This is a genomic window from Bartonella sp. TS25HLJMH (assembly GCF_042193505.1).
GTDB classification, from domain to species: Bacteria; Pseudomonadota; Alphaproteobacteria; order Rhizobiales; family Rhizobiaceae; genus Bartonella; species Bartonella grahamii.
Genome location: NZ_JBHILV010000014.1, coordinates 1 through 21,202, shown reverse-complemented (window position 1 = coordinate 21,202; position 21,202 = coordinate 1). Strand labels below are relative to the sequence as shown.

General features: G+C 39.9%; 18 protein-coding genes and 1 pseudogene. 1 reads left to right on the top strand and 18 read right to left on the bottom strand.

Going from position 1 to position 21,202, the window contains the following annotated elements:
- Positions 1-356: 356 nt before the first annotated feature.
- The 15 genes and pseudogenes from ACFINF_RS06890 to ACFINF_RS06820 all read right to left on the bottom strand — a co-directional run bounded on the left by ACFINF_RS06890 (position 357) and on the right by ACFINF_RS06820 (position 14,055).
- Positions 357-512 carry a hypothetical protein gene (locus tag ACFINF_RS06890; protein WP_155914997.1) on the bottom strand — a complete coding sequence of 52 codons (156 nt, stop codon included), beginning with the start codon at positions 510-512 and terminating at the stop codon, positions 357-359.
- Between the two features lie 815 nt (positions 513-1,327).
- Positions 1,328-2,326 (bottom strand): annotated as a pseudogene (locus tag ACFINF_RS06885) (phage tail protein).
- Positions 2,323-3,462, bottom strand: a complete 1,140-nt coding sequence (locus ACFINF_RS06880) for a tail fiber domain-containing protein (protein WP_375620229.1) — start codon at positions 3,460-3,462, stop codon at positions 2,323-2,325. Before ACFINF_RS06880 ends, ACFINF_RS06885 begins: the two are co-directional and overlap by 4 nt.
- On the bottom strand, positions 3,459-3,941 hold the full coding sequence (locus ACFINF_RS06875) for a hypothetical protein (RefSeq protein WP_375620228.1): 483 nt from the start codon (positions 3,939-3,941) through the stop codon (positions 3,459-3,461). Before ACFINF_RS06875 ends, ACFINF_RS06880 begins: the two co-directional genes overlap by 4 nt.
- 231 nt (positions 3,942-4,172) lie before the next feature.
- Positions 4,173-5,636 carry a hypothetical protein gene (locus ACFINF_RS06870; protein ID WP_375620227.1) on the bottom strand — a complete coding sequence of 488 codons (1,464 nt, stop codon included), beginning with the start codon at positions 5,634-5,636 and terminating at the stop codon, positions 4,173-4,175.
- 320 nt (positions 5,637-5,956) lie between these two features.
- Entirely contained in the window at positions 5,957-6,088 is a 132-nt protein-coding gene (locus ACFINF_RS06865) for a hypothetical protein (RefSeq protein WP_375620226.1), read from the bottom strand.
- Positions 6,089-6,140: 52 nt separating this feature from the next.
- Positions 6,141-6,836, bottom strand: coding sequence for a hypothetical protein (locus tag ACFINF_RS06860; protein WP_375620225.1), 696 nt, complete (start codon positions 6,834-6,836; stop codon positions 6,141-6,143).
- An 82-nt stretch (positions 6,837-6,918) separates the two neighbouring features.
- Positions 6,919-8,037 (bottom strand): N4-gp56 family major capsid protein, encoded by a 1,119-nt coding sequence (locus tag ACFINF_RS06855; protein WP_375620224.1) that lies wholly within the window; start codon positions 8,035-8,037, stop codon positions 6,919-6,921.
- A gap of 233 nt (positions 8,038-8,270) precedes the next feature.
- On the bottom strand, positions 8,271-9,044 hold the full coding sequence (locus ACFINF_RS06850; RefSeq protein WP_375620223.1) for a hypothetical protein: 774 nt from the start codon (positions 9,042-9,044) through the stop codon (positions 8,271-8,273).
- A 311-nt stretch (positions 9,045-9,355) separates the two neighbouring features.
- Complete coding sequence (locus tag ACFINF_RS06845) at positions 9,356-11,197, bottom strand: portal protein (protein WP_375620222.1); 1,842 nt, start codon at positions 11,195-11,197, stop codon at positions 9,356-9,358.
- Positions 11,197-12,558, bottom strand: a complete 1,362-nt coding sequence (locus ACFINF_RS06840) for a PBSX family phage terminase large subunit (protein ID WP_375620221.1) — start codon at positions 12,556-12,558, stop codon at positions 11,197-11,199. The genes ACFINF_RS06845 and ACFINF_RS06840 overlap by 1 nt, the downstream gene beginning before the upstream one ends.
- 166 nt (positions 12,559-12,724) lie before the next feature.
- A complete protein-coding gene (locus ACFINF_RS06835; protein ID WP_375620220.1) occupies positions 12,725-12,850 on the bottom strand; it encodes a hypothetical protein in 126 nt (41 codons plus the stop codon).
- Between the two features lie 431 nt (positions 12,851-13,281).
- On the bottom strand, positions 13,282-13,416 hold the full coding sequence (locus ACFINF_RS06830; RefSeq protein WP_375620219.1) for a hypothetical protein: 135 nt from the start codon (positions 13,414-13,416) through the stop codon (positions 13,282-13,284).
- A 15-nt stretch (positions 13,417-13,431) separates the two neighbouring features.
- Positions 13,432-13,569: a hypothetical protein gene (locus ACFINF_RS06825; protein WP_375620218.1), complete on the bottom strand. Its 138-nt coding sequence runs from the start codon at positions 13,567-13,569 to the stop codon at positions 13,432-13,434.
- A 162-nt stretch (positions 13,570-13,731) separates the two neighbouring features.
- Positions 13,732-14,055 (bottom strand): hypothetical protein, encoded by a 324-nt coding sequence (locus ACFINF_RS06820; RefSeq protein ID WP_375620239.1) that lies wholly within the window; start codon positions 14,053-14,055, stop codon positions 13,732-13,734.
- A gap of 1,126 nt (positions 14,056-15,181) precedes the next feature.
- Here ACFINF_RS06820 and ACFINF_RS06815 point away from each other — a divergent pair.
- Positions 15,182-15,553: a helix-turn-helix domain-containing protein gene (locus tag ACFINF_RS06815; protein ID WP_375620217.1), complete on the top strand. Its 372-nt coding sequence runs from the start codon at positions 15,182-15,184 to the stop codon at positions 15,551-15,553.
- A 604-nt stretch (positions 15,554-16,157) separates the two neighbouring features.
- On the opposite strand, the gene ACFINF_RS06810 is transcribed toward ACFINF_RS06815, so the two are convergent.
- The 3 genes from ACFINF_RS06810 to ACFINF_RS06800 all read right to left on the bottom strand — a co-directional run bounded on the left by ACFINF_RS06810 (position 16,158) and on the right by ACFINF_RS06800 (position 20,052).
- A complete protein-coding gene (locus ACFINF_RS06810) occupies positions 16,158-16,310 on the bottom strand; it encodes a hypothetical protein (RefSeq protein WP_375620216.1) in 153 nt (50 codons plus the stop codon).
- An 851-nt stretch (positions 16,311-17,161) separates the two neighbouring features.
- Entirely contained in the window at positions 17,162-17,557 is a 396-nt protein-coding gene (locus ACFINF_RS06805; protein WP_375620238.1) for a hypothetical protein, read from the bottom strand.
- A gap of 1,259 nt (positions 17,558-18,816) precedes the next feature.
- Entirely contained in the window at positions 18,817-20,052 is a 1,236-nt protein-coding gene (locus ACFINF_RS06800; RefSeq protein WP_375620237.1) for an MFS transporter, read from the bottom strand.
- Positions 20,053-21,202 lie beyond the last annotated feature (1,150 nt).

Sequence of the window (21,202 nt, the reverse complement as noted above, 5' to 3'; positions counted from 1 at the left end):
GACAACTTCAGACAACTTCAGACAACTTCAGACAACTTCAGACAACTTCAGACAACTTCAGACAACTTCAGACAACTTCAGACAACTATATGAAAGGCTTTTGAAAAAAATTTCCTCATCGAAAATTTTTACAAGGTATTTTTTTATATTATATTCTGTTTTCCACCTAAAATGATGATTTTACCACCTGAAACCAAAGAAAAATGCATGTCACCTTGCATGCTTTGTTGGCTTTCCCCAAAATGACAAAGCCCCCTCCACCGGTCTTCAAACAATGCCAATCGATCAACAACAATCTGGCTTCTTATCTAACGGATTTGACTTAGCTTCCCCTTCAAATGCAGCCTTGTCTAGAGTTATTCTACAAAAAACGCTGCTTTAAGAATACGCACAGACGAAAAACATCCCAATGCATAAAGTTTTAACCGCACCTCAAACAATGGTATTTTACGACACAACGGGATAAACCATTGTCTTACAGATTTTCTCGTATCACTCTCATTCTGTTTCAAGAATTTTCCTGACAAGTAAAAAATGCCATCTAAGAGAATTCAATTACTCACCATGTGTTAAACGCATCACCAATCTTCTCTAGCCAATAGAGCACCCATTTTGAAAAACGAACGCTTTTTGCACACTCTCTCTACCAAAAGAGGGAGAGCACCATTTTGCCTTTTCTCTCTTTAAATAAACATATCCGTTGATCTCTTCCTGCCACCTAAAAGGACGAAGATTTTAGCCTCACATCGGTTTGTAAACAATCCAACTACTCTAAAGGGATTCACTCTGCTGCTCACTTATATAATTCACTTGCATAAGGCTTAACCAAGCAACCCCTCCCCTGAATATATGTCTCTTCAATACTTAAATGGATCAAGTATGGTATGTCTTATTTTCCTTATATCACCACCTTCAATAATAGTGTTTTAATGACGGTGTTTACGGTATAACAGGATAAAATTTTATCCATGGGCTTTTTGTCATCGCCCACCAGCGCTTTAAACCCAGCGCTTTAAACCATGTATCACAATATCACAAAAGGGATCATTTTGTATAACATATTGATTTATCAGAAAAAATCTATGAATAAAAGAAGATTTTTTGTTCTCTTTTTCCCCTACTTTCAATAACCACTGTCTTGATCCTCTAAAGAACAATAGGCAAACTTACCTTTACACATCCAATAAAGGCAGCACAAAAAATCAAAGAGAGTTCAGTTTTTTTCTAAAGCGTCTCAAAACTTTCTACACAATATATTCTATAAGAATTTTTTTCTCATAACAGACATTTTGCAATCATTTTTATCTCTCTCACACAGCTTTCATTTTCAGGCTTTGACAGCATAAACCACCGCCATATTGACAGGACGTGTTTCATCACCCCCTGTTTTTTGCAACAAGACCTTATGTTCATGCTCTCCCGCAGCCTTCGTTAACTGATCTTGATTGTAGACTAGAGCCATATCTCTTTTATATTCACCGAAATTCGTATACCAAACTACATTGTCAGTCACTGGAAAACTATGCTGGTGTTTGCCTGTCGAATCTGTTTTTCCCTCATGGGTATGAGATTTAAAAGACTCTTCTTGTCGACTTCCCAAGAAACGTCCTTTATCAATTTCTTTTCCACTATCGAGCCCCCGTAAAAACATTCCACGAAAATCGGAAACATTGAGTGTAGTTCTCCCGTCTCCTTCCCCCCATGTTTCCCCCAAAAGAGCAAAGAGATTTGCATAGTTCTTTCGCGAATATTCTTTACCATCACACAGCAACCATCCAGAGGGTACTTTTTCTGTAGCAAAAGTCCCAATAAATCCAGAAGAAAAAGTTTCAGGAAAAGGAGGAAAGGGAGGGATTTCAGGAAGTTTTATAGTAGGATTGGTTAAAAACCAGCCATAAGTATTTTTTCCGGCAATATCACACGTATAGACGATTTCATAAAGCCCCCCTTTTGAATTTCCCCCCTTTAAAGGCATGATACCCTCTGACGTTACCATATAAGTTAGTCTTGGCGGCAATTGATTTAAAGAAACATTTGTTATTCCTCTGTTGACGCCTTGTGCTTTAAAGCGCACAACAATGCCATCCATATAAGTATCAAAAAAAGACTTTGTCGCCAAACGAAGTGATGTCCTCTCGTTTTCCACATCGACAGTAAACTGTGTTTCAATCCCCCCATTATCCAACAAATATTCTTTGATCCGTTGCATCATAGCGCGAGCACTATCATTAACTGAGCTTGGCGGTTACCCTTCTGCCCAGTTTATACTCTCATCGGCATAAGCATTTTCTGATGCGACAATTGACCAATCATAAATCGAACTCATAGAAGATACTCTTTTTTTAAAAAGGGAAAACGAGCAAAAAATGAAGAAAAGAAAGCCGCAATTTTATTTTTAGATGCCGGTATTTTCTCCCCTTTCATTTTCTCCATTTTCAGTCCTATTTTGTCATAATCAACATGCAATAATTTTGTTTTTGCATTGACATAAACAGCTTCAGGCTTCACACGCAACACGTCTTGCGCCATAACGCCCTGATAACGTTGTGGATTTCCCTTATAATTAAAGGTATAAAGTGGATATCCCTTTTTCTGCCCCACAGGAATAATATTTTCTTTTGCTCTCACATCACAAAGCCCTAAAATTCCTCCGACCAATCCAAGTACTTGCTGCGCATCACGCAATGGATCTTTTGTCACAGAAGGCATTGTTGTGGATTTTCCTGAAGTCGTTCCGTAGTTTCCAGCAGCCTGTGTTCCTATCTGTAACAAGCTTTGCAATCGGTTCCAATCTTGATTATCTTTTTCTGACCATTTTTGGCGTTCAGCATCTAAGACATTTTGACGGTTTATATCTTGAATCATGCCCCCTTTCAAAGCATTGCTTTGCACATTACTCTGTCCTTGATAATAGCTATTTGCCGCATTAACCTGATCATTCAAAGAGCGATCAATCATCTGGTTTGCATTCATCATATTGTTAATATCTTGATTATATTGCTGTGCTGCAGCATTTGTTGCCAAGGCACCTAGTTCATCGGCCAGCACACCAGTATGAGCCCCAGAGCCATAACGTCCTGCCCCAGACATCGATTGATTAATTGCATCGGAAGTTTTATTCAGAGCATTTTGCAATGCAGTATTAAATTTACTATTGCTTCCAATCCAGCTTCCCTTAGCCATACTGGAAAGATTTGTAGCGCTATTGGTTGGTGCATTCAACCATTGCGTTACCGTTGGATTGTTATAGAGCCCTGCTGCTTGTTGTAAACCAGTCAAAGCATTTTTTGTCATATCGCTAAGACCAGCAACTCTGTCTCCCTGATAAACGTTTCCGCCAATTCCTTTATTATAAAGTCCAAGTGCATCAGCACTGGCTTGTTTAAAAATATCAGCCGCCCAAGCAGGTGGAGCATTTGTTTGTGTTGTTGTCTGCACTTGAGGTGTGGTTTTTCTACTCATGGCTTTAGAACCTTTCTATATTGAATAAGATTACGAGAATATCCGTGTTGAGCGAGCCTTTTCGCCCATCCAGTTCTTCCAAACATGTGCATTTCTTCAGCATTAATTGTTCGCGCCCATTTTTCGACTTCATCAATCAATTTGACCAATTTCAGCCCTCCCTCTCCAGCAAGATCTGAGAGAACGACGCATTTTTTCCCCGTATGAGTTATTTCAACTTTGGTTATTGCAAAAGCACTAAATTGGATTTTATTTTTTAAGACCAGCCATAATTGTGCTTGTCCTGTAGTGATTTCTTCAGCAATTTTTTCCAGACAAACATCATCAGGAAAGCGCTGAGCATATTTTTTCAATGCAGCATTGAGTGCCTCTTGATAGGAAGCTATTTTTTCCCATGGCCATTGCTCTGTCAAATGAGCAGAATACAAATCTTGACTATCTTGTATCATAACTTTAGCTCTTTTAGCTTTATCACTCATCTCCCCTTAAATAACATCCCCCTACGCCTTTCTCATGTTCCATGCTTACCGCACAACTTTCAAAAAGAAGGATAAAACAAAAGAAAAGAAGCCCCATCATCCCTTTGTCACAACAAATAGGAAACTTTCTTCTTTATCAAATAAGCCATTGTGCAGTCTATTTTTCCTTCATCGCAGAAAAGCATGAAGCATAACGCACCACCTTGTTCCTTTATTTATAAAGGCTTTGGCCTATCGCATACCGGCTCGCGTTAATTCCACATCAAATCCAGTAACATGAGACCAATTCACCCCTTCAGGAATGCGCAATTTAAAGCGATAAAACCGTGCCCTTGCGCGACAATGAATTTGTCCAGTATTATAAGAGGGCTGTTTTTCTGGCAACCAAACAGTTTTCTCTTCAAGAGATTGTCGAAAGCGCATTCCCACAGATAAATAAAACTTTCCACTATTGACTTGAGGCATAATATTTTTCACCCGTGTTATCATGCCATTTGTCTGCCCCATTTCTTGTGATGTCACGACACAAGCCATAGCCCCCCCAGAAAACGAACCGAGCCTCCCCTGTTGATCAAATGCCCCCAGAATAGGTGATTCATTTTTCCAAACTTTACTATCGAGAGAAAAGGACAAATCATCAATATTCTTAGTCACAAAATCAAGACCTTCTAGGGTTGTTCCTGCTAAGAAAATAGGCAATACCATTTTGATATCCACAAGAGCTTTTGTCCATTTTTGCAATCCCCAATCATAAATGAGCAAGATACGTTTATGAAGGTTCTCATCAGAATCAACCATCCAATAAACACGATTATACACCCCATCGATAGCCGCAGACATGGTATACAGATTATCCTGCCTTGATTTTGCGGTCATCGTTCGATCGACTTTTTCGAACCCAATGGGTATAATCTGTCCATCATTTGTTATTTGATAAAAACCGCCCTCATCGGCAAAGAATGCTAAATCGCCCCGACAAACAATCGATTCAGCATTTTTTGCGCCTCGTTTATCGTGAATTTTTTGGAAACTAAAAATAATCTTAGAGCCAGGGATAAAGGAACCAGCATAGATTGCAGAACGCATAAAGATAATTGGATTTGTTGTCTCGGTTGCCCCTTGGACGAATCCGCCATCAGGAAAATCTTGATAATCGCAACTTTTTTTCCCCACGGTCCAAAATTCAGCATCATTTAATCCAGACCAATGAACCCGCCTTGGATGCTCGGTTAATTTCATCAAACAAACAAAATCTCCCCAAACTCGAACAATCCCTGCTTGTGGTGGATTTCCCCCTAAATTTCTAAATTTTTTATCATGATTAATATCAATCACTTGTGGTTTATCATTGGCATTCACCGCAATGATAAAATCACCAAATAAAGCAAAAGACCACGGAGCATCGATATTAGCAAGATAAGATTTTCCTTTTTGGCTAATATCTTTCCACGCCATTGTTGTATTATCAAGCAAGAAGATTTTTTCTCTTGTCCCAACAATAATAGAAACCCCATTTTTTGTTTTAACCGCAAGAGCGCCTAAAATTGGCTCAGGACAAGGCTCTGATAAAGGTTCAAAACTTGGCATAGGGATATAGGAGCCATCAGCCGGTAGCACATTAACAAGTTCATCAGTAAAAATTCCATTGATATCCGCCACATCGGGTCGATAATCAGCGATTGGGAAAAAAGCCATCAAGACCCCCATAAAATCTTTGAAGAGCCTAGTGTCATTCAAAACACCAAGGCTTATTGATAAAAAACCACAAAAAACCTTAAAAATCTAAAGGCATAAAATTCAACAAAACACACAACCTTAAGTTGATCAACGCATCAAAAAAAAAGATACCATAAATAATGGCATACCCAGCGCCATCCACCAGCGCCAGACCACAATCAACCGCCTGCAATCACCCCAATAACTGGAAAAAAGCCTTAAAACTCTCTATAAAATCTTTGAAGAGCCTCGTACCATTCAAAACACCAAAGCTTATTGATAAAAAACCACAAAAGCTCTTAAAAATCTAAAGGCATAAAATTCAACAAAACACACAACCTTAAGTTGATCAACGCATCAAAAAAAAAGATACCATAAATAATGGCATACCCAGCGCCATCCACCAGCTCTTCACCATCAATTCCCAGCACTCATCCAACCATAAGGGACAAACCAGCCATAAACGATTTGGAAAAAAGCTTTTTAAAAACTCATTGGGCGAATCTTTGAAGAACCTTTTCGGCGCGATGTTTCAATGCGCAAAGCTTGAAGCTGTTCTTGAAAATCTCTGAAAGAAACGGCGGCATATTCAGGATCTTTAAGAATATTTTTATAAAGTTCATATTTTGCCCGTGCTTTAATAAGATCAAAAGCATAAATCAACCAAGGATTATCGCTTTCTTTCAGCTGTTCATCGGCAAAATGAACAGGAGCATAAGAAAGCTGTACAGTTTCCACATGTTCTGGTGTTGGAAAGAATCCTATTTTTTGATCAAGGCACGTATAAAAGAATGGCGTTCCTAGCGCAGGATGCATACCATATTGTTGATGCAACACTTCCAAGGGCTTAAAGAACAACTTTGTTGGTGTTGCATTCTTTGTTGCTAAAAAGACGCCCTCCAAACTCTTTTCTGATCCAATAAAAACTCCCTCTTCTTGCCCATACCATGTTTTACCACTTTGTGTTTTAAACGTCCTTTTTCTTTTTTCATTAAAGAAAAAGGGTTCACATTCACACAAACGCAAAGCCGTAAAAATTGAATCTTGAATTTGCAGAGAATATTCCGCTGTTGTATCGTCAATTTCATCTTGAATAAGCGCGACCATATAAGCAAAAGTTTTAGAATGGTCTGAATGTGTAAGGTTTAGATTTTTGGGATCAGTGGATAAAGTGGTCATAAGCCTGTCCTTTTTCTGGAAGCATTTTAAATTTTTCCCCCAACAGATCCCTCTTGTTGGGGGAAGTTCGCAAACATTCGCTTTAAGCAGGTGCTCCATAAGTTGGAATGACGATAGTGCCAAAGTCCTGAGCCCCTTGCGTACTTCCTGGCAAGGTAAAGCAAGTTTTTTTCATACCAATAATGGTTTTTGCCGCGACCCCGAATTCTCTTTCATAGTCGAAGAGTTCTTCCACCAATTTATAGCGTGTCGCCCCTCGATCTTTACCAAAAGCAATCACAGCACTCTGCGCACCAAGTAGAACAGCACGACGCACATTTGGTACAGCTTTATTTGCCGTCCCAGATTCGACTCCTTCGGTAATATGTTCAGCTTCGCGCAAAACCACACCATTATACATGCCCAAAGATCCATCATAGAGCGGATTTTTGATACGACTTCCACTATAGATTGCCTTGGTAATGTCGAGCCATTGCCCCGCATCTGTATTGGTTCGCAACTGCGTCACTTGGGTTGGATGAAGATAAAGCACATAGACATTTTCCCCATCAATCCGCACGGGTCTAATTTTTGGATTTGCCAATTTAGCCCTTTCAACAGCTTTATCAATGAGGCTGAGATCAAAAACATCGTTTGATTTTAAATCTTCATCTTTTGTTTTTCCATTAGGGCGCACGATGCGTTTATCGGTTGGCGCGGTTGGTGCATTAAAACCATAATGGACAGGTTTAAGAGTAATCGTACGTCCCTCAAAGTTAATAGCTTTTGCAGTATATCCACACACTTGAATGAAGAACATCATACTCAAACGATCGGCATACCAATCAACCAAACCATTTTTTGCCTCGGTACGCAAATCATGGAGAATTCGTTGTTGATCAATCGTTCCCTCATTTTTGACACGCACGGCATGAACGAGTTCATTTATTGCCAAGCGATCATTGAGAAACTGTAAAGCTTCTTCATTGCCTTCCAATGTCTGCCCTTCACTCACCCCATCGCCTAGCAACTGCACACGCAAATTAAAGCTAATGGCATCCCCACTTGCTTTCGTGGTTTCATCCTTTAATTGTACGATACTGTTTGAATCATTTCCAATCAACGGTGCAATCGGAATTGCTTTTGAGACTTCTTGGTTTAGTAATTTAGACCATGTGCGCACTGCCATTGGGTCATTAAGTCCGATATAAGTTACAGTCATTTTATCCTCTAAAAGTTTTATTGACATAAAAAACCCGGCAAAGCGCCGGTTGTTAAAACACCACATTTCATTTCAAATGGTGAATAGGTTGTTCGTGTGTTTTATCTAATTTCTGTTAGCTTCTGCCTCCCCCTTATAAGAGCTCTCCTCACCAGATCCGTGCTTTGAGAAATCCCCTTCTTCCCCCTCCGCCAAAAGCCTCTCCACGTTCCCGCCCCCCCGCATTCTTGTTTTTAAAATTCTCTTCCCCCCATTAAACGATTAAAAGAGACTTTATTTTTAGGATCAGAAACCCAAGCGCTAAACTCTGCTTCTGACATTTTATCAAGCATCTCCAAAGAAATCGGCCCATTTGGCATCAAGCCATTATAAGCAGCAAGTGTACGTGCAGAATTGTGTCTTTCCTGTAAATTTTCATCCATGTTATTGGGAACATTTGTGTAGCCAATTTTTTGTGCAATAGAGTAAATCACTTCAGCCGGATTTTGATTTTTTTGCGCACAATCGCGCAAGATCTGTTTCAACTCATCACCAATCAACGCATCAATATTTTTTGGATCTGCCATCTCAGGATAGAGCGAAGCACAAGCTGCCAACTGTTTAGCCCGCGTTTCATAAATAAAATCAGCTGCTTGATCAAAATCATGATGTTTTTGTTTAACACTTGCAACAGACTGCTGATAGAATGCATGCAACTGTTCTGCTTCGCGAGCCAGAGAAGGTTGTTGTTTTTCATTAACAAGTCCTTGTTTTTGGAGTGTTTTTCCCAACCATTGCATATAGCCCATAAAGTCTTTTTGCGGATCTGGCGGACCATCTTCTCCCCCTTGAACCTCTTTTCCAGCCTTTTGCGAAGAATACTGTTGTTGATGCGTTTGCCCTTGGAAATTATCTTCAAGAGTTTTTTCTTCTCTTCCAATTTCACCATTTTCTCCCTCTTGTGTTGAGACCAGAAAATCCTGTTTCAATTGGTTTTGTTCTGCCGGCGTTAAGTGTTCTTGATCCATGACGTTAGCCTTCTCTTTTTTTTAAACAATAAAATTAAATTTTTCAGATAAAACAGCCTGAGAGCATTTATCCCCTTAATGCTTACCCATAATTTTGGCTCCAACATTCCCACCCCACATGGCTCCCCCACCATAACGATAAGACTCTATCGAACATTTTCCCCAATACACACTGTCCAATAAAACAGCTCTTCTGAGATAAAAAGAGGCGACATTGCACGACATCAGCAACATGGGTAACTATGGAAATTGTTTAGATAAGCAACTTCTGATAGATGAAATTCATCTGAACGAGCACACCATAAAGCATTCTATTGTTGAGCCTTTACTGTCTGCAACATCTGCATTATCTGCTCTGTTCCCACATTACCCCCCATCTGCGCTGAGGAATTTTGCTCTTCTTGAAGAGAATTTTGCGCCTTTATCGCAATTTTATGAATGAGTGAGGCTGGTAAAGGTGAATAGCGTAAGAGATCAAGCATAATCTCAGGCGTTGCAAAATTTTGCATCAAAGGAAGCAGTTGCATAATCAGTGCAAAAGTACGCTCTTTTTCATTAAGACTTGTTGGCGCATCATCCACGACAATATCATATTCCAAACTTGTCACCATTTCGCGTGTCAGTGGAACATACTGGGCATTTTCATCACCAGCAATACGGACCAGCCGCCCATCGGACAGATAATTTTGAATAAGATAGAGAATAATTTTCCCCTGTCGTTGCCGATATCGACGCAACCCATCAAAAAAGGAAGCCAAAAGATTAAGTGACGATTGTCGCCGTTGTTGTTCAAGAACGCCAGGCTGATTGACAGCTCTTGTCCCAATAAATTCAGAAGACAACCCCGTCACCTGTTCGAGTGCGCTCTTTGCTTCATTAAACAATTGGAAAAACCCTTGCGGAAATTGTGCCACGGGTTTAGGCTGAATTCTTCCCCCAGACACAGCACCACTTTTCAACCAAGTAATACTATCGGCTCTAGCCCAACTCTCGAGGGCTTGTCGATCATCATCAAAAGCATCGCGTTCTGCCATAATTCCGCCTTTTGATTGACTATTGAGCAAATGCATCACTTGACTAAAATATTTGTTTGCCCACCGTTGTGGATCTTTTGTTGGCTTAACAAGTCCGTAAAAGTGCCGGCTTAACTTATCAAAAGTACCGGTAATACATTCCCATCCCAATTGATTGTGTGGGACCAAGGGCTTATCAGGCGCTTCGAGCAGCTTTCTGCCCAAAAATGCCCGTTTGACAATTTTTCTGTTCAACCTTGTTGCTTGAACATGAGGAAAGGTTTTGCTTAAATTTTGGAAATCCTGCTCTGAATAATCGATAAACTTTCCACTTTGAGGCTCGAGAACTTTATAAATCACCTCGCGTTCAAACCAGCGACATTCTACCAATGTCACCATTTTAGGACGTTGATAGGTGCCTCCCTCTTCCCAGTCTTCCTGATATCCCCTCTCAGCTTGATAACTTTGTGTCATCCCATTGCTGGTTGAATGTAAAAAACTCTGATGTTTAACCCAATCAGCATGAAGATCACTCCAATGAACATTGGGAAACATTTCCTGAGCCACAGCAAGAGGTTTTTCATCAATATACCATAAACGTTGTGCGTCAATAAGATTAGGCTTAACAGCACTTGCATCCCACACCATTTTCATAGGGTCTAAGCGTGAAATGATTGGTTTTCCTTGCGGATCTTCTTCATAATCAAGGCGTGTATCTGTCCACCCCATTCCGCAAATAATTGCATCTTGAAAGGCATCGGAATCTTCGTATTCCCCATCGGCTTCATCACGAAACCACTCAGCCGCTCCTGTCAGAATCTGGTTCGCAAAGGCTGCTCCTTCTTGTCGTGGAATAAATTGAACTTGTCTTTTATTATTGCGCTCAGCCCCAATCACGGCATTAATTAAAGGCGCAATACGGTTAAAAGTCATGACCGGTCTGTTTTGTTCGTTCAAAACAGCAAGGTCTTGCTCATTCCATTGCCGTCCATTATAAAAATCGTAATCTTCTTGGGCATTTTTTCGCCATTTTTCGACATGAGCAATATCATCCTGATACCACCCCACGAGTTTTTTAAAGAGTGCTTGATTTTCAAGCGTTTCGATTTGATCAAAAGAAGAATCTGTAGAAATATTCATTAAAAAGCCATCCATGAAGTTTGAGAATGGTGAAACGAGCGATAAGTATTTTTTCGCGGTCTGGTATTTGGTTGTTCATAAGCCACACACATCAGTCCAAAGGCATCGGCCCCATGGCTAGCCCAATCATGTTCAGCCCCCAGTCCGATATTGCGCTGTTCGTCGCGCTTTTCATGATACCAAGCGAGTGCTTTTCTGCCTGCACATGTCGTTTCACGATTAAACCATAGTGCAGGAAACAATCGCCTTACGGCTTCGATACGCATTTTCACAGCGCCTGTTCCTTGATTAGGAATCACTTTGGTTTGAAAACCGGCTTGTTGAAGTGCACTTTCAAAACTCACATTATAGACACGATCTTTTGTTGCGCCATCATGGGGCAAAACCATGAGAGCCTTTTCATATCCCCTTTGAAAGACCCAGCCCACATGCTCTGAGAGAGGCTGTCCTTGGGCTTCATAATAATCGAGCACTCGAATTTCCCGTCCAACAAATTGTGCGACCCACAATGCGGTAGCATCGGCCTTTGCTCCTGTTCCACCGATATCCCAAAAGATTCTCGTCTGGATCAAAGGATCACGTGGAACGGTGGTAATCCGCCCTTCCATTTCGGCTTCGAGAAGACATTTCTGATAATAAGCCCCTTGGACAGCTTGGAGATATTCGCCTTCCCAAATATGGTTATACTGCTCTGGTCTTTGCTGCAAATCGTCCATACGATCACGATTGAGTTTTTCAGGAAATTGCGGATTATCACGCCAATTAATTTCTGCCCCTTTGATATGAGGATTATCGACATTTCGGAAACGTTTTTCCACGGGTGCATTTTCATGGCACGGGTTCCATGTGACCCATAATTCTGCATTCCAATCTTTTCCTTCTTCGCGCAAAGTTGGAATAAGTGTTTGCCAAGCAGTCTCAGTCACCGGCTCTGCTTCATCGACCCAGCAAAGGAAAACGCGCCCCATTGATTTAATACTTGCGATATTTCGATCAAGACCGGCAAACACATAGACAATCCGTCCATCTTTTGATTTAATATATTTATCACCAATGTCATAATAGCCTTGTAAAAAAGGATAAGATTCGATAGCGCGTTTAATTTCTTCCAAAGAACTGTCATTGAGAGAATTTTGAAATTGCCTTGCACAAAGAATAATCCCGCGTTCTCCAGCCATTCCATGGCGATATCCCACAACAGCCGACATCAAAGCAAAAGAACGTGTTTTTCCAGAGCCCCGTCCTCCCCAAGCAGCTCGCACATCTGCTTTTCCAGTAAAAACAGGAATAAGCTTTGGAATAAGAGCTACTTGAGCCGTTTTCTGCCCCATTTTTTGAGAAATTTTCTGCACAATTTTCATTATAAATTTTCATACTTTAGCAATAATTGCGCTTCACCCTTTTGCTTATCCCAAGTTTAATGATCCCAGAGTAATTGAAGGAAAAGAGCAATTAAACGAAAAACACCCTTCTCAAAAGCAGCGCTTTATCTTCTCTTCATCCTAATACGCAATAAATTTCACTTTTTTACATGAGATCCCCTTGACCCCCACCTATGCGCCCCAAGCCCCCAAGGCACAAAAGCCCCACCCCCTCAAACACCGCACCTGTCATCCCCCAACCACAAGCACGGTATCCCCCCAACCAAATCATGGCCTAAGCACATGGCTCTCAGGCATGTCCAAAGCCCAACATCCTCCAATATCATGCCTCTCAAGCATCACCAATCCTCACACTTGTCTATCCCCCAAGATACCCCCACCAAATCACATGCATCACGCAAGCATAACACTTCTCTCAAGTTTCATGCCCCTCACCCATCAAAACACTGTTCCATATCCACCACACAAATACCCTGCACCAAATTCCCTCCAGCACACGGGCCCTTACGGCATCATTCACCAAAGCCCCTTCCCAATATCACGAGCGCCCACAAGCACGATAGCCTCCGCTTCAATCCCCTCAAGATAGGCAATCACCAAAGCAGCCCCCTTGCAAGACATCACCCCACATCACCCACCTCAGCCTAACATTTTTCAATATCACAAGCCTCAGTTATCGAGGTATCACACTTCTCCGGTTCACTATTTTTTTACATTCACTGGTACAATCTCGATACGCGAAACTGTTTTTGATATCTCCACACCTTCAATAACGAGAAAAGACCAAATCTTCACCAGAGGTCCAAAACAGCAAATATCATCACGCCCTCTAAGCATCGTACCTCTCGAGTATCACCTCTTCAGCACACGCCCCTCACGCATCGCCATAAAAGCATCTTGCCGGCCCCCCCTCAAACAGACCACCCCAGACGCCATGTACCCCCAAAAAACACCATATGCACCGAAGTCTCCTCCAGTCCACGTCCTCATGCTTCCCCCACCAAAGCTTAACAACTTCACAGCTCACACGCCTAAAGCACACGCCCCTCACCGCAATTTCAATCATAAGCTTTCAGACAAACATCTAGCATCCCCGTTCAAAGACAATATCCCTTAAACATCATGTGCCCAACCCAACATTTTCTCGTAGCTTCAAGCCTCCGTTGCTGAAAAATCACGCTTCTCCGGTTCGCTATTTTTTGCATTCACTGGTACAATCTCAATACGCGAAACTGTTTTAACCTGCCCTTCTCCAGTCCCCTGAAGAGGCAACACTTTTGCCAGCAGCGAAAAAAACGATACGGGATTATTGAGAGCATGATACTGAAGATAAGACACCAGCCCATCTTCACCATAGTGATATCCAGCCTGCTCCGCCGCTATCAGAAGAGCTTCATTAAATCGCTTTGTTGTTTTATTTAAAGCCCCTTTTTTCCGCCCTCTTCGACGTAAGGGAAGACAATGTTCATCTACCATCATCATGTTCCTTCCAACTAAAGAGAAACCAAAACCTCAAGCACAAAAAATGACATAAAAATCAGCAAGGAAACCTCTAACGCAACCAACAATTAAAAAAATGGAACACACCCAAAAAGATAAAAAAACACGCACAAAGCACAAAGCCTCTGCTCTTTTTTACAGATTCACATTTTTACGCTTTTACATCATTACAGAACGCAGCCAAATGAAACGCTCACATCACTACTCCGCACCGTTCTGTAAACACGGGTCTGTCAACAATCTGATTTCTCGTCTATCAGATTCCCCTGCTAATTATTTCATATGGCTATCCCACACTTCAAAGAAGGCTGTTTCATCAAACACGCCAGATAAGCTCAAATCTACAACTCGACTTCAAAAAGCAAATTTTCCTCTGCAAGATAAAGCTTCCACCCCGCACCGGTTTTAAACTATAATCCAACCTCTTACCCAGTAAATTCCCCTACTAACATCAGATTACCGCCCCCAAACATCCCTATTTTACACTATAACCGTATAGCAAATATTTTAATTTTCTTGCCAATCTTCTGAAACTACTTTATTGATGAGCTTGTGTTTGTGATCGTCCACGCAACGGTCAAATAGGGATTTGAAAGCCCGAAAACTCATGCATGAATTTATCCCGCTTTGCGGATATCCCAGAATTCCGGGAGCTTTTTCTATGTCCAAGTGCTTGTCAGCACTAAAAGCAAAAGGCTGACTGAGCTCAGTGCTTTCAACCTCCCGGAATACCAATGCGAGGGCGCTCGCCCCCAGCGGGAGGCTTTAAGTGCCAACTAAAAATCCAGATTTCGCTCTTTTTTAAAAAGTACCCAATCTTATAGTCTTTGAAATTATTTTGATTTTTCTTGCCAATCCCTTGAAATTACTTTATGAATTGATCTGTGTTTTTGATCGTCCACGCAACGGTCAAATAGGGAGTTGAAGACCCGAAAACTCGTACATGAATTTATCCCGCTTTGCGGGTATCCCGGAATTCCGGGAGTTTTTGCTATGTCCAAGTGCTTGTCAGCACTAAAAGCAAAAAAGCTGATTCGAGTTCAGTATTTTCAACCTCCCGGAATACCAATGCGAGGGCGCTCGCAACCGGAGGGGGCTTGAAGTGCCAACTAAAAATCCACATTTCTACGACATTTTGATAGGTAAAAGAATCCGTCACAGACGCATTTCAATGGGGCTTTCTCAAAAGGAATTAGGAAGCCATTTAGGTGTCAGTTTCCAACAAATCCAAAAATACGAAAAAGGCTCCAATCGTGTAAGCGCAGGGTGTTTGCTCGAAATTGCTAAAAAACTAGCAGTTCCTATTACCTTTTTTTATACTGATATTTTTGCAGAAGAAGATATTCCCACAAAGGAAAATCTCTCACACCATGGTCAAGACACCACCAGCGAAAAAGAACACGCCCTTTTGAAAAACTTTAGAGAGCTCAAAGCGAAAAAGCAGAAAGCAATCCTGTGGTTGATTTCTGATTAGACAAAAGCGCACCTACCGACATCCCTCGCCAATATCCCCCTCTGCCTAAAGCCTTGCCCGCCTGATACCACCACATCTCAAAAAACGGTTTACGGCACCGGTTTACGGCATCATAGGATAACAAACTTCAAAATAGGATAAAAACACCAAAACCTTGGAAAAACATCCCCACCCCTCTCACAGAATCTTATCAAGAGATCTCTTCTGATTTAAACGCACAATTCTGATTGTATCATTATGATACCTTTTTACATTTACCTTGTCAAGTTTTTATATTTTTCTTTTGATATTTTTGTGTTTTTCTTTAAGGGAGCCACATCCCTCAAAACACCTTTCCTGCAAAATGCCCCTCATACAAAACACAATGTCTAAAACAATAAGAGCTAAAATAGGATTTTTCCTAAATAGGCATCCCTCTAAATAGGCATCCCTCTAAATGGGCTTCCCCCTCTAAATAGGATTTCCCCCCTAAATAGGCTTCCCCTCTAAATAGGATTACCATTGTATTGCTCATTCACCCACTTATTAAAAAAAACATTTCTCAATGCTTCTCACACCCATTTCACGGATATCACCCATACAAATATAGACGCAAATATAATTGTTAAATTCCGCATAGAATATAAAAGCCAACCACGATTTTTCTCTCTTCACATCTCTTTACACATCCCCCTTTCCATCTGTTCACAGCTATTCCAAAACTCTCCTCTCCAACCAACGCACGAACAGCACTCTTCATTTCCCCTCCAGTTTGCATAACTCTTCGCCTCGTCCCTTCCTACACCACTCCATACCATGACAATATATTGATTTATAATGATAATTTATCGTCATTGATATTGATGGAGAGTTCCAAACATCGTAAGATTCTCTCATTTCAAATCTCTCCCATGTTGAATCAATCAAAATCATTCGCTTCCACGTCAAAAGAGAGGAGAGCCCGTGTGGATAAAAAAACGATTAAGAAAGGAATAAAAATAGCTCTTATGAACCGTCTCAAGTGCCAAGGGCTGTAGCCAATACCCACGAGCTAGCAAATATAATGATGATACCGGCTTGCTTCTTCACAAGCGTAAAGATAGGAGTGCTCAATGGATTTATCATTATACCATGACCAAAAACACGCACAATACATCAATCCATAAGTTTTTCGCTTCACTTTTACAGATTCACATTTTTACGCTTTTACATCTTCACAGAACACAGCCAAACGAAACTCCCAAACCACCACGCGACAATTTGATAAAAACAAAACACCTTTCAACAATCTCAAACAACAGATTTCCGTAAAGAGTTCATATGAATTTGATTGTTTAGATCTGACTATTAAATTGGCATATAGAACCGTAGAACAGAAAGTAATTTTCTATAAGACAGAAATGATAAAAGCGCTATATAACTGAGACAGAACATGAAGAATTGCGAACAGATAAAACGATATCTCTTTTCATTACAATACTGAAATTGTAACCGAGACGACTGGTAATTGTCAGCTGAATATATAATTTTCACATCTGTAAATTTTTATTGATTAATTCAATCCCAACATTTCCCCTGAAACACATTTCTTCATTATCTACTTCTTTGAGACAAACCGGCAAAGGGGTTTCATCTATTATAAGTACGGACATAATAACGCGTTACTCCAACCCCATCATAAGAAACCATAGACAGGATACCTGTATTTATTGGTGTTATTTGATAAGTCAAGATTACACCATTTTGCTGTTTGTTTGGTTGATCTGTATAGATCACGTTATATCCATTCCGTCGCAAGAGATCAATAAATACAGGAGTAAAGTTGTCTTCTGTTTTATTTTTTTTCACAATAAGTGTTGTTGTAACGGGCGGTAAAGGTTTTTTAAGATTACGAACAAAATCGTTAGCAATTAATTTTACATCATCTTTCGTAATATTTGGACTGACATAACTTGATGAATAATTACCCATAGATGCACAACCAGCCACCAAGACAAGAGGCAACGGAAATAAATATTTAGACATCAAGAGCCCCCCTATAAATTGTATTCCTTTTTGAGAAGCTCCTACACCAGAAATAAGAGCATCCTTTCTAAGAATAGCCTTAACAACATATTTCTTTACAATCAAGCGTTAGTTAATCACTTTCTCACTTGTTAAAAAAACGACCATCATCTCTCATAGTACTCAAAGCTTACGCTTAACATAAAAAATATATATTAAAAGTACACAAAACATATGCAAAGAATGTAGTATACATATAATATATTTATACTTATTTTCATGATTTTCTGTATTACATATTATTTAAGACAGATTTATCATTAAAGCAGCACAAACATTGGATGACTTTCCAAGCAATAAAAATGATATTTTTTATCCCCATAACATTGAAATTATCACGTGATCGAAGAGTAATTATTGTTTGAACACTTAGGCTTTTACGAGCCATTTAGATCCCGACTTCCCTACTATCTACCAATTTGTACCGATATTGTTTCTTTTGGTTTTTCATTTACGCTCATCATTAGCTATTTTATGTGTTTTTTGAAACAATTATGAAGCTCTACCCTAAAACAACGAATGAAATTTCCCAAATCCCACGCGACAATTTGATAAAAACAAAACACTTCACAACTTAAATTCCACTGGCAAGCTTATCCCCACCCCTTTTCATTTTTTCTCCATCCCAAGGGGGATATCTACCCCTCACACATCATCCTTCATCCCTTCGCACCACCACCTCTTATCCACACTCTCCTAACCTATCCATGCGCACTCTCTTCATCTTCTATTCCCCCTTTTTTCCCCCATTATACACTTAACAACTTAACACCCCTCTTCCTCCCAAGCGTCCCCCTCCATTCACGAAAACTCTCCCCCCATTTATCTCACCACATTCCACGCCAGACAAAAGCCCAAAGTGACCAAAAACACGCACAATACATCAATCCACAAATCCTTCGCTTCACTTTTACGGATTCACATTTTTACGCTTTTACATCTTCACAGAACAAAGCTAAAGGAAAGGTTTACCACCCCACACTGCTCTATAAACACTGGTCTGTAAATGAACCCAGCTTTTTGCCCAGGCAATCACCTCCCCACAGTCTTCAGACATCCCTCCTCAAAAGACAGCACTTCATCAGGCTCAACAAATCAAGTCCTATCCTGAATATTCTAGCTCTTCACTCGCCCCTCAAAGAGCGATGTTTCTACATCATGAACAGGATAATTAACGAACCGTCTTAGAAAAAAGAAACGGCATGGAGATATTAAATATATCAATGGTCGTCATCGACTGTCGTGTTAAGAGATGTTAACTCTTTATTTTTCTTAATTTTTACAACGCCAATCATTCCCGTGGAAATAATTAATGTAGACATAGCTAAAAAGGAGCTTAACACTCCCACGAGTGCAAAAAGTCCAGCAATAAAGCCAGACACTGCTTCCGCAGAGTTTGCTAAAGTTGAAAAGGTTCCAAAACTCTTACCAAAATCTTCACGACGAGAGTATAATTGAATAGCTGAGACTAAACCAATATCCACAAAGGCACCAATAAATCCTAAAACAAATGCTAACACGAGAAGGAATTTTAAATAAAGTTCTGCTGCTAAAGGCATAACAAACAGAATACCTCCATAAAGAAGCCAAAATACCATGAGCTTCAACGATGTAATCTTGAATATAATTTTACTATATAACAAACCACCAACAATAGTTCCAACAGCCATAAGAGAAAAAATATAACTAACAAGGCTTTCTTCTCCCCCTATAGAGAGAACAAAAGCTGGAATTAAAAATCTTAAAATTGCACCAGTAAAGAGAATAGCAAACGACGAGCCGACAAGCGTGATAAATAAATGTTTATTTTCTTTAGAAATATATTTAAGATAGGAAGTTGTTTCTCGATAAATTTTTATAAAATTGAATGGTTTATTCTCATTTGAATTTAAATTCATGAGATTAAACAACACGATAATAGATATAAAATAGGTAAAAAAATCAAAAATGAGTACTGCCGATTTATTTGCTAAAAAAAGCAGTAGGGAACAAACCAAAGGACCCATAACGGATGCAGTTTCCTCTATAATTTGTGCAATGCTATTTGCCTTTGTCAGATCCTTTGCTGAAAACATCCTAGGAATAGCAGCTTGAAAACTTGGTTGGAAAATACTTCTTCCTATCGTTGTACATATTGCTGCTAAAATAAGCACAATAATATTTGCAGTCCCTGTTATAGTGGTTATAAAAACGAATAATGAGGCTAATAATCTAACAAATTCACTTAAGATCATATTTTTCTTCAAAGAAAAATTATCCGCTAACCAACCTCCTATAGGGCCAAAAAAGAGAAAAGGGATAAATCGAAAAAAATACACAAGACCTGTAAAAAAGATGTTATCTGTTAATTTTAAGACCAGTAAAACAAAAACAACTTCATAAGCATAATCACCAACTTTAGAAATAAAGAGAGAGGAAAAAAGAGCTAAAGGACTCTTTTTTAAAAATAAATTCATATCAACCATCCGATATTAAACTTTTCTACAGTTAAAGTTGCACTCCCTTCAATACAATTGGTGATATGAACTTCAAAAGAGTTGTTTACTCTAACAAATCGCTTAGTAAGTTAAGTGAAAATTTTTAAAGAAATACTTCTCTTGATATAAGCATTTAGACTAATATCAAGTAATATAGTAATTTTTCTTTCTTATTTGCTTTAAAAAAGAAAGAATGAAAAATTATGAGATTAAAATCTGCTATATTAGTACACTGACTTCCAGCCCACGTCTCAAAAAATGAAAATTCCCAACCAGCACTGGTCTACAATCCTACTTCAAAAAGCAGCTTTCCCCACAGAACAAAGCTTACACCCAACCGCCCCTCAAAAGACAGCACTTCGTCAGGCTCAATAAATCAAGCCCTGCCCTCAAATATTCCAGCTCTTCACTCCCCCCTAAAAGAGCAGTGTTCTACAGCGTAATAGAATAGAAAATGTTTTCATTTTTCTTGCCAATATACTGAAATTACTTTACAAATTTAAAAGTGCTTTGGTCGTCTACGCAACGATCAATAGGGAAGACGAGCCCTAAGCTCTAGCGTAAAAACGAACCCGCTTTACGGATATCTTCAAATTCCGGGAGATTTTGCTATGTCCAGGTGCTTTAAGCACTAAAAGCAAAAAGCTGACTCGGATTCAGTACCTTTAACTCCCGGAATACCAATGCGAGGGCGCTCGCCCCCAGCGGGGGGCTTGAAGTGAAAATCAAAAATCCACATTTTATCGACATTTCTGATTAAGCAAAAAACGCGATTTATAATCCATATTTCGCACTTTTTTAAAAAGTACCCAATCTTATAGTCTTTGAAATTATTTTGATTTTTCTTGCCAATTTTCTGAAACTACTTTATTACTTAAAGGGTGAGTTTGGTCGTATACGCGACGATCAATAGGGAACTGAAAGCCCGAAACCTCGATACATAAGAATGAACCCACTTTTGTGGGTGTCCCGGGATTCCGGGAGATTTTGCTATGTCCAGGTGCTTCTCAGCACTAAAAGCAAAATGCTGATTCGAGGTCAGTGCTTTCAGGCTCCCGGAATACCAATGCGAGGGCGCTCGCAACCGGAGGGGGGCTTGAAGTGCCAACTAAAAATCCACATTTTATCG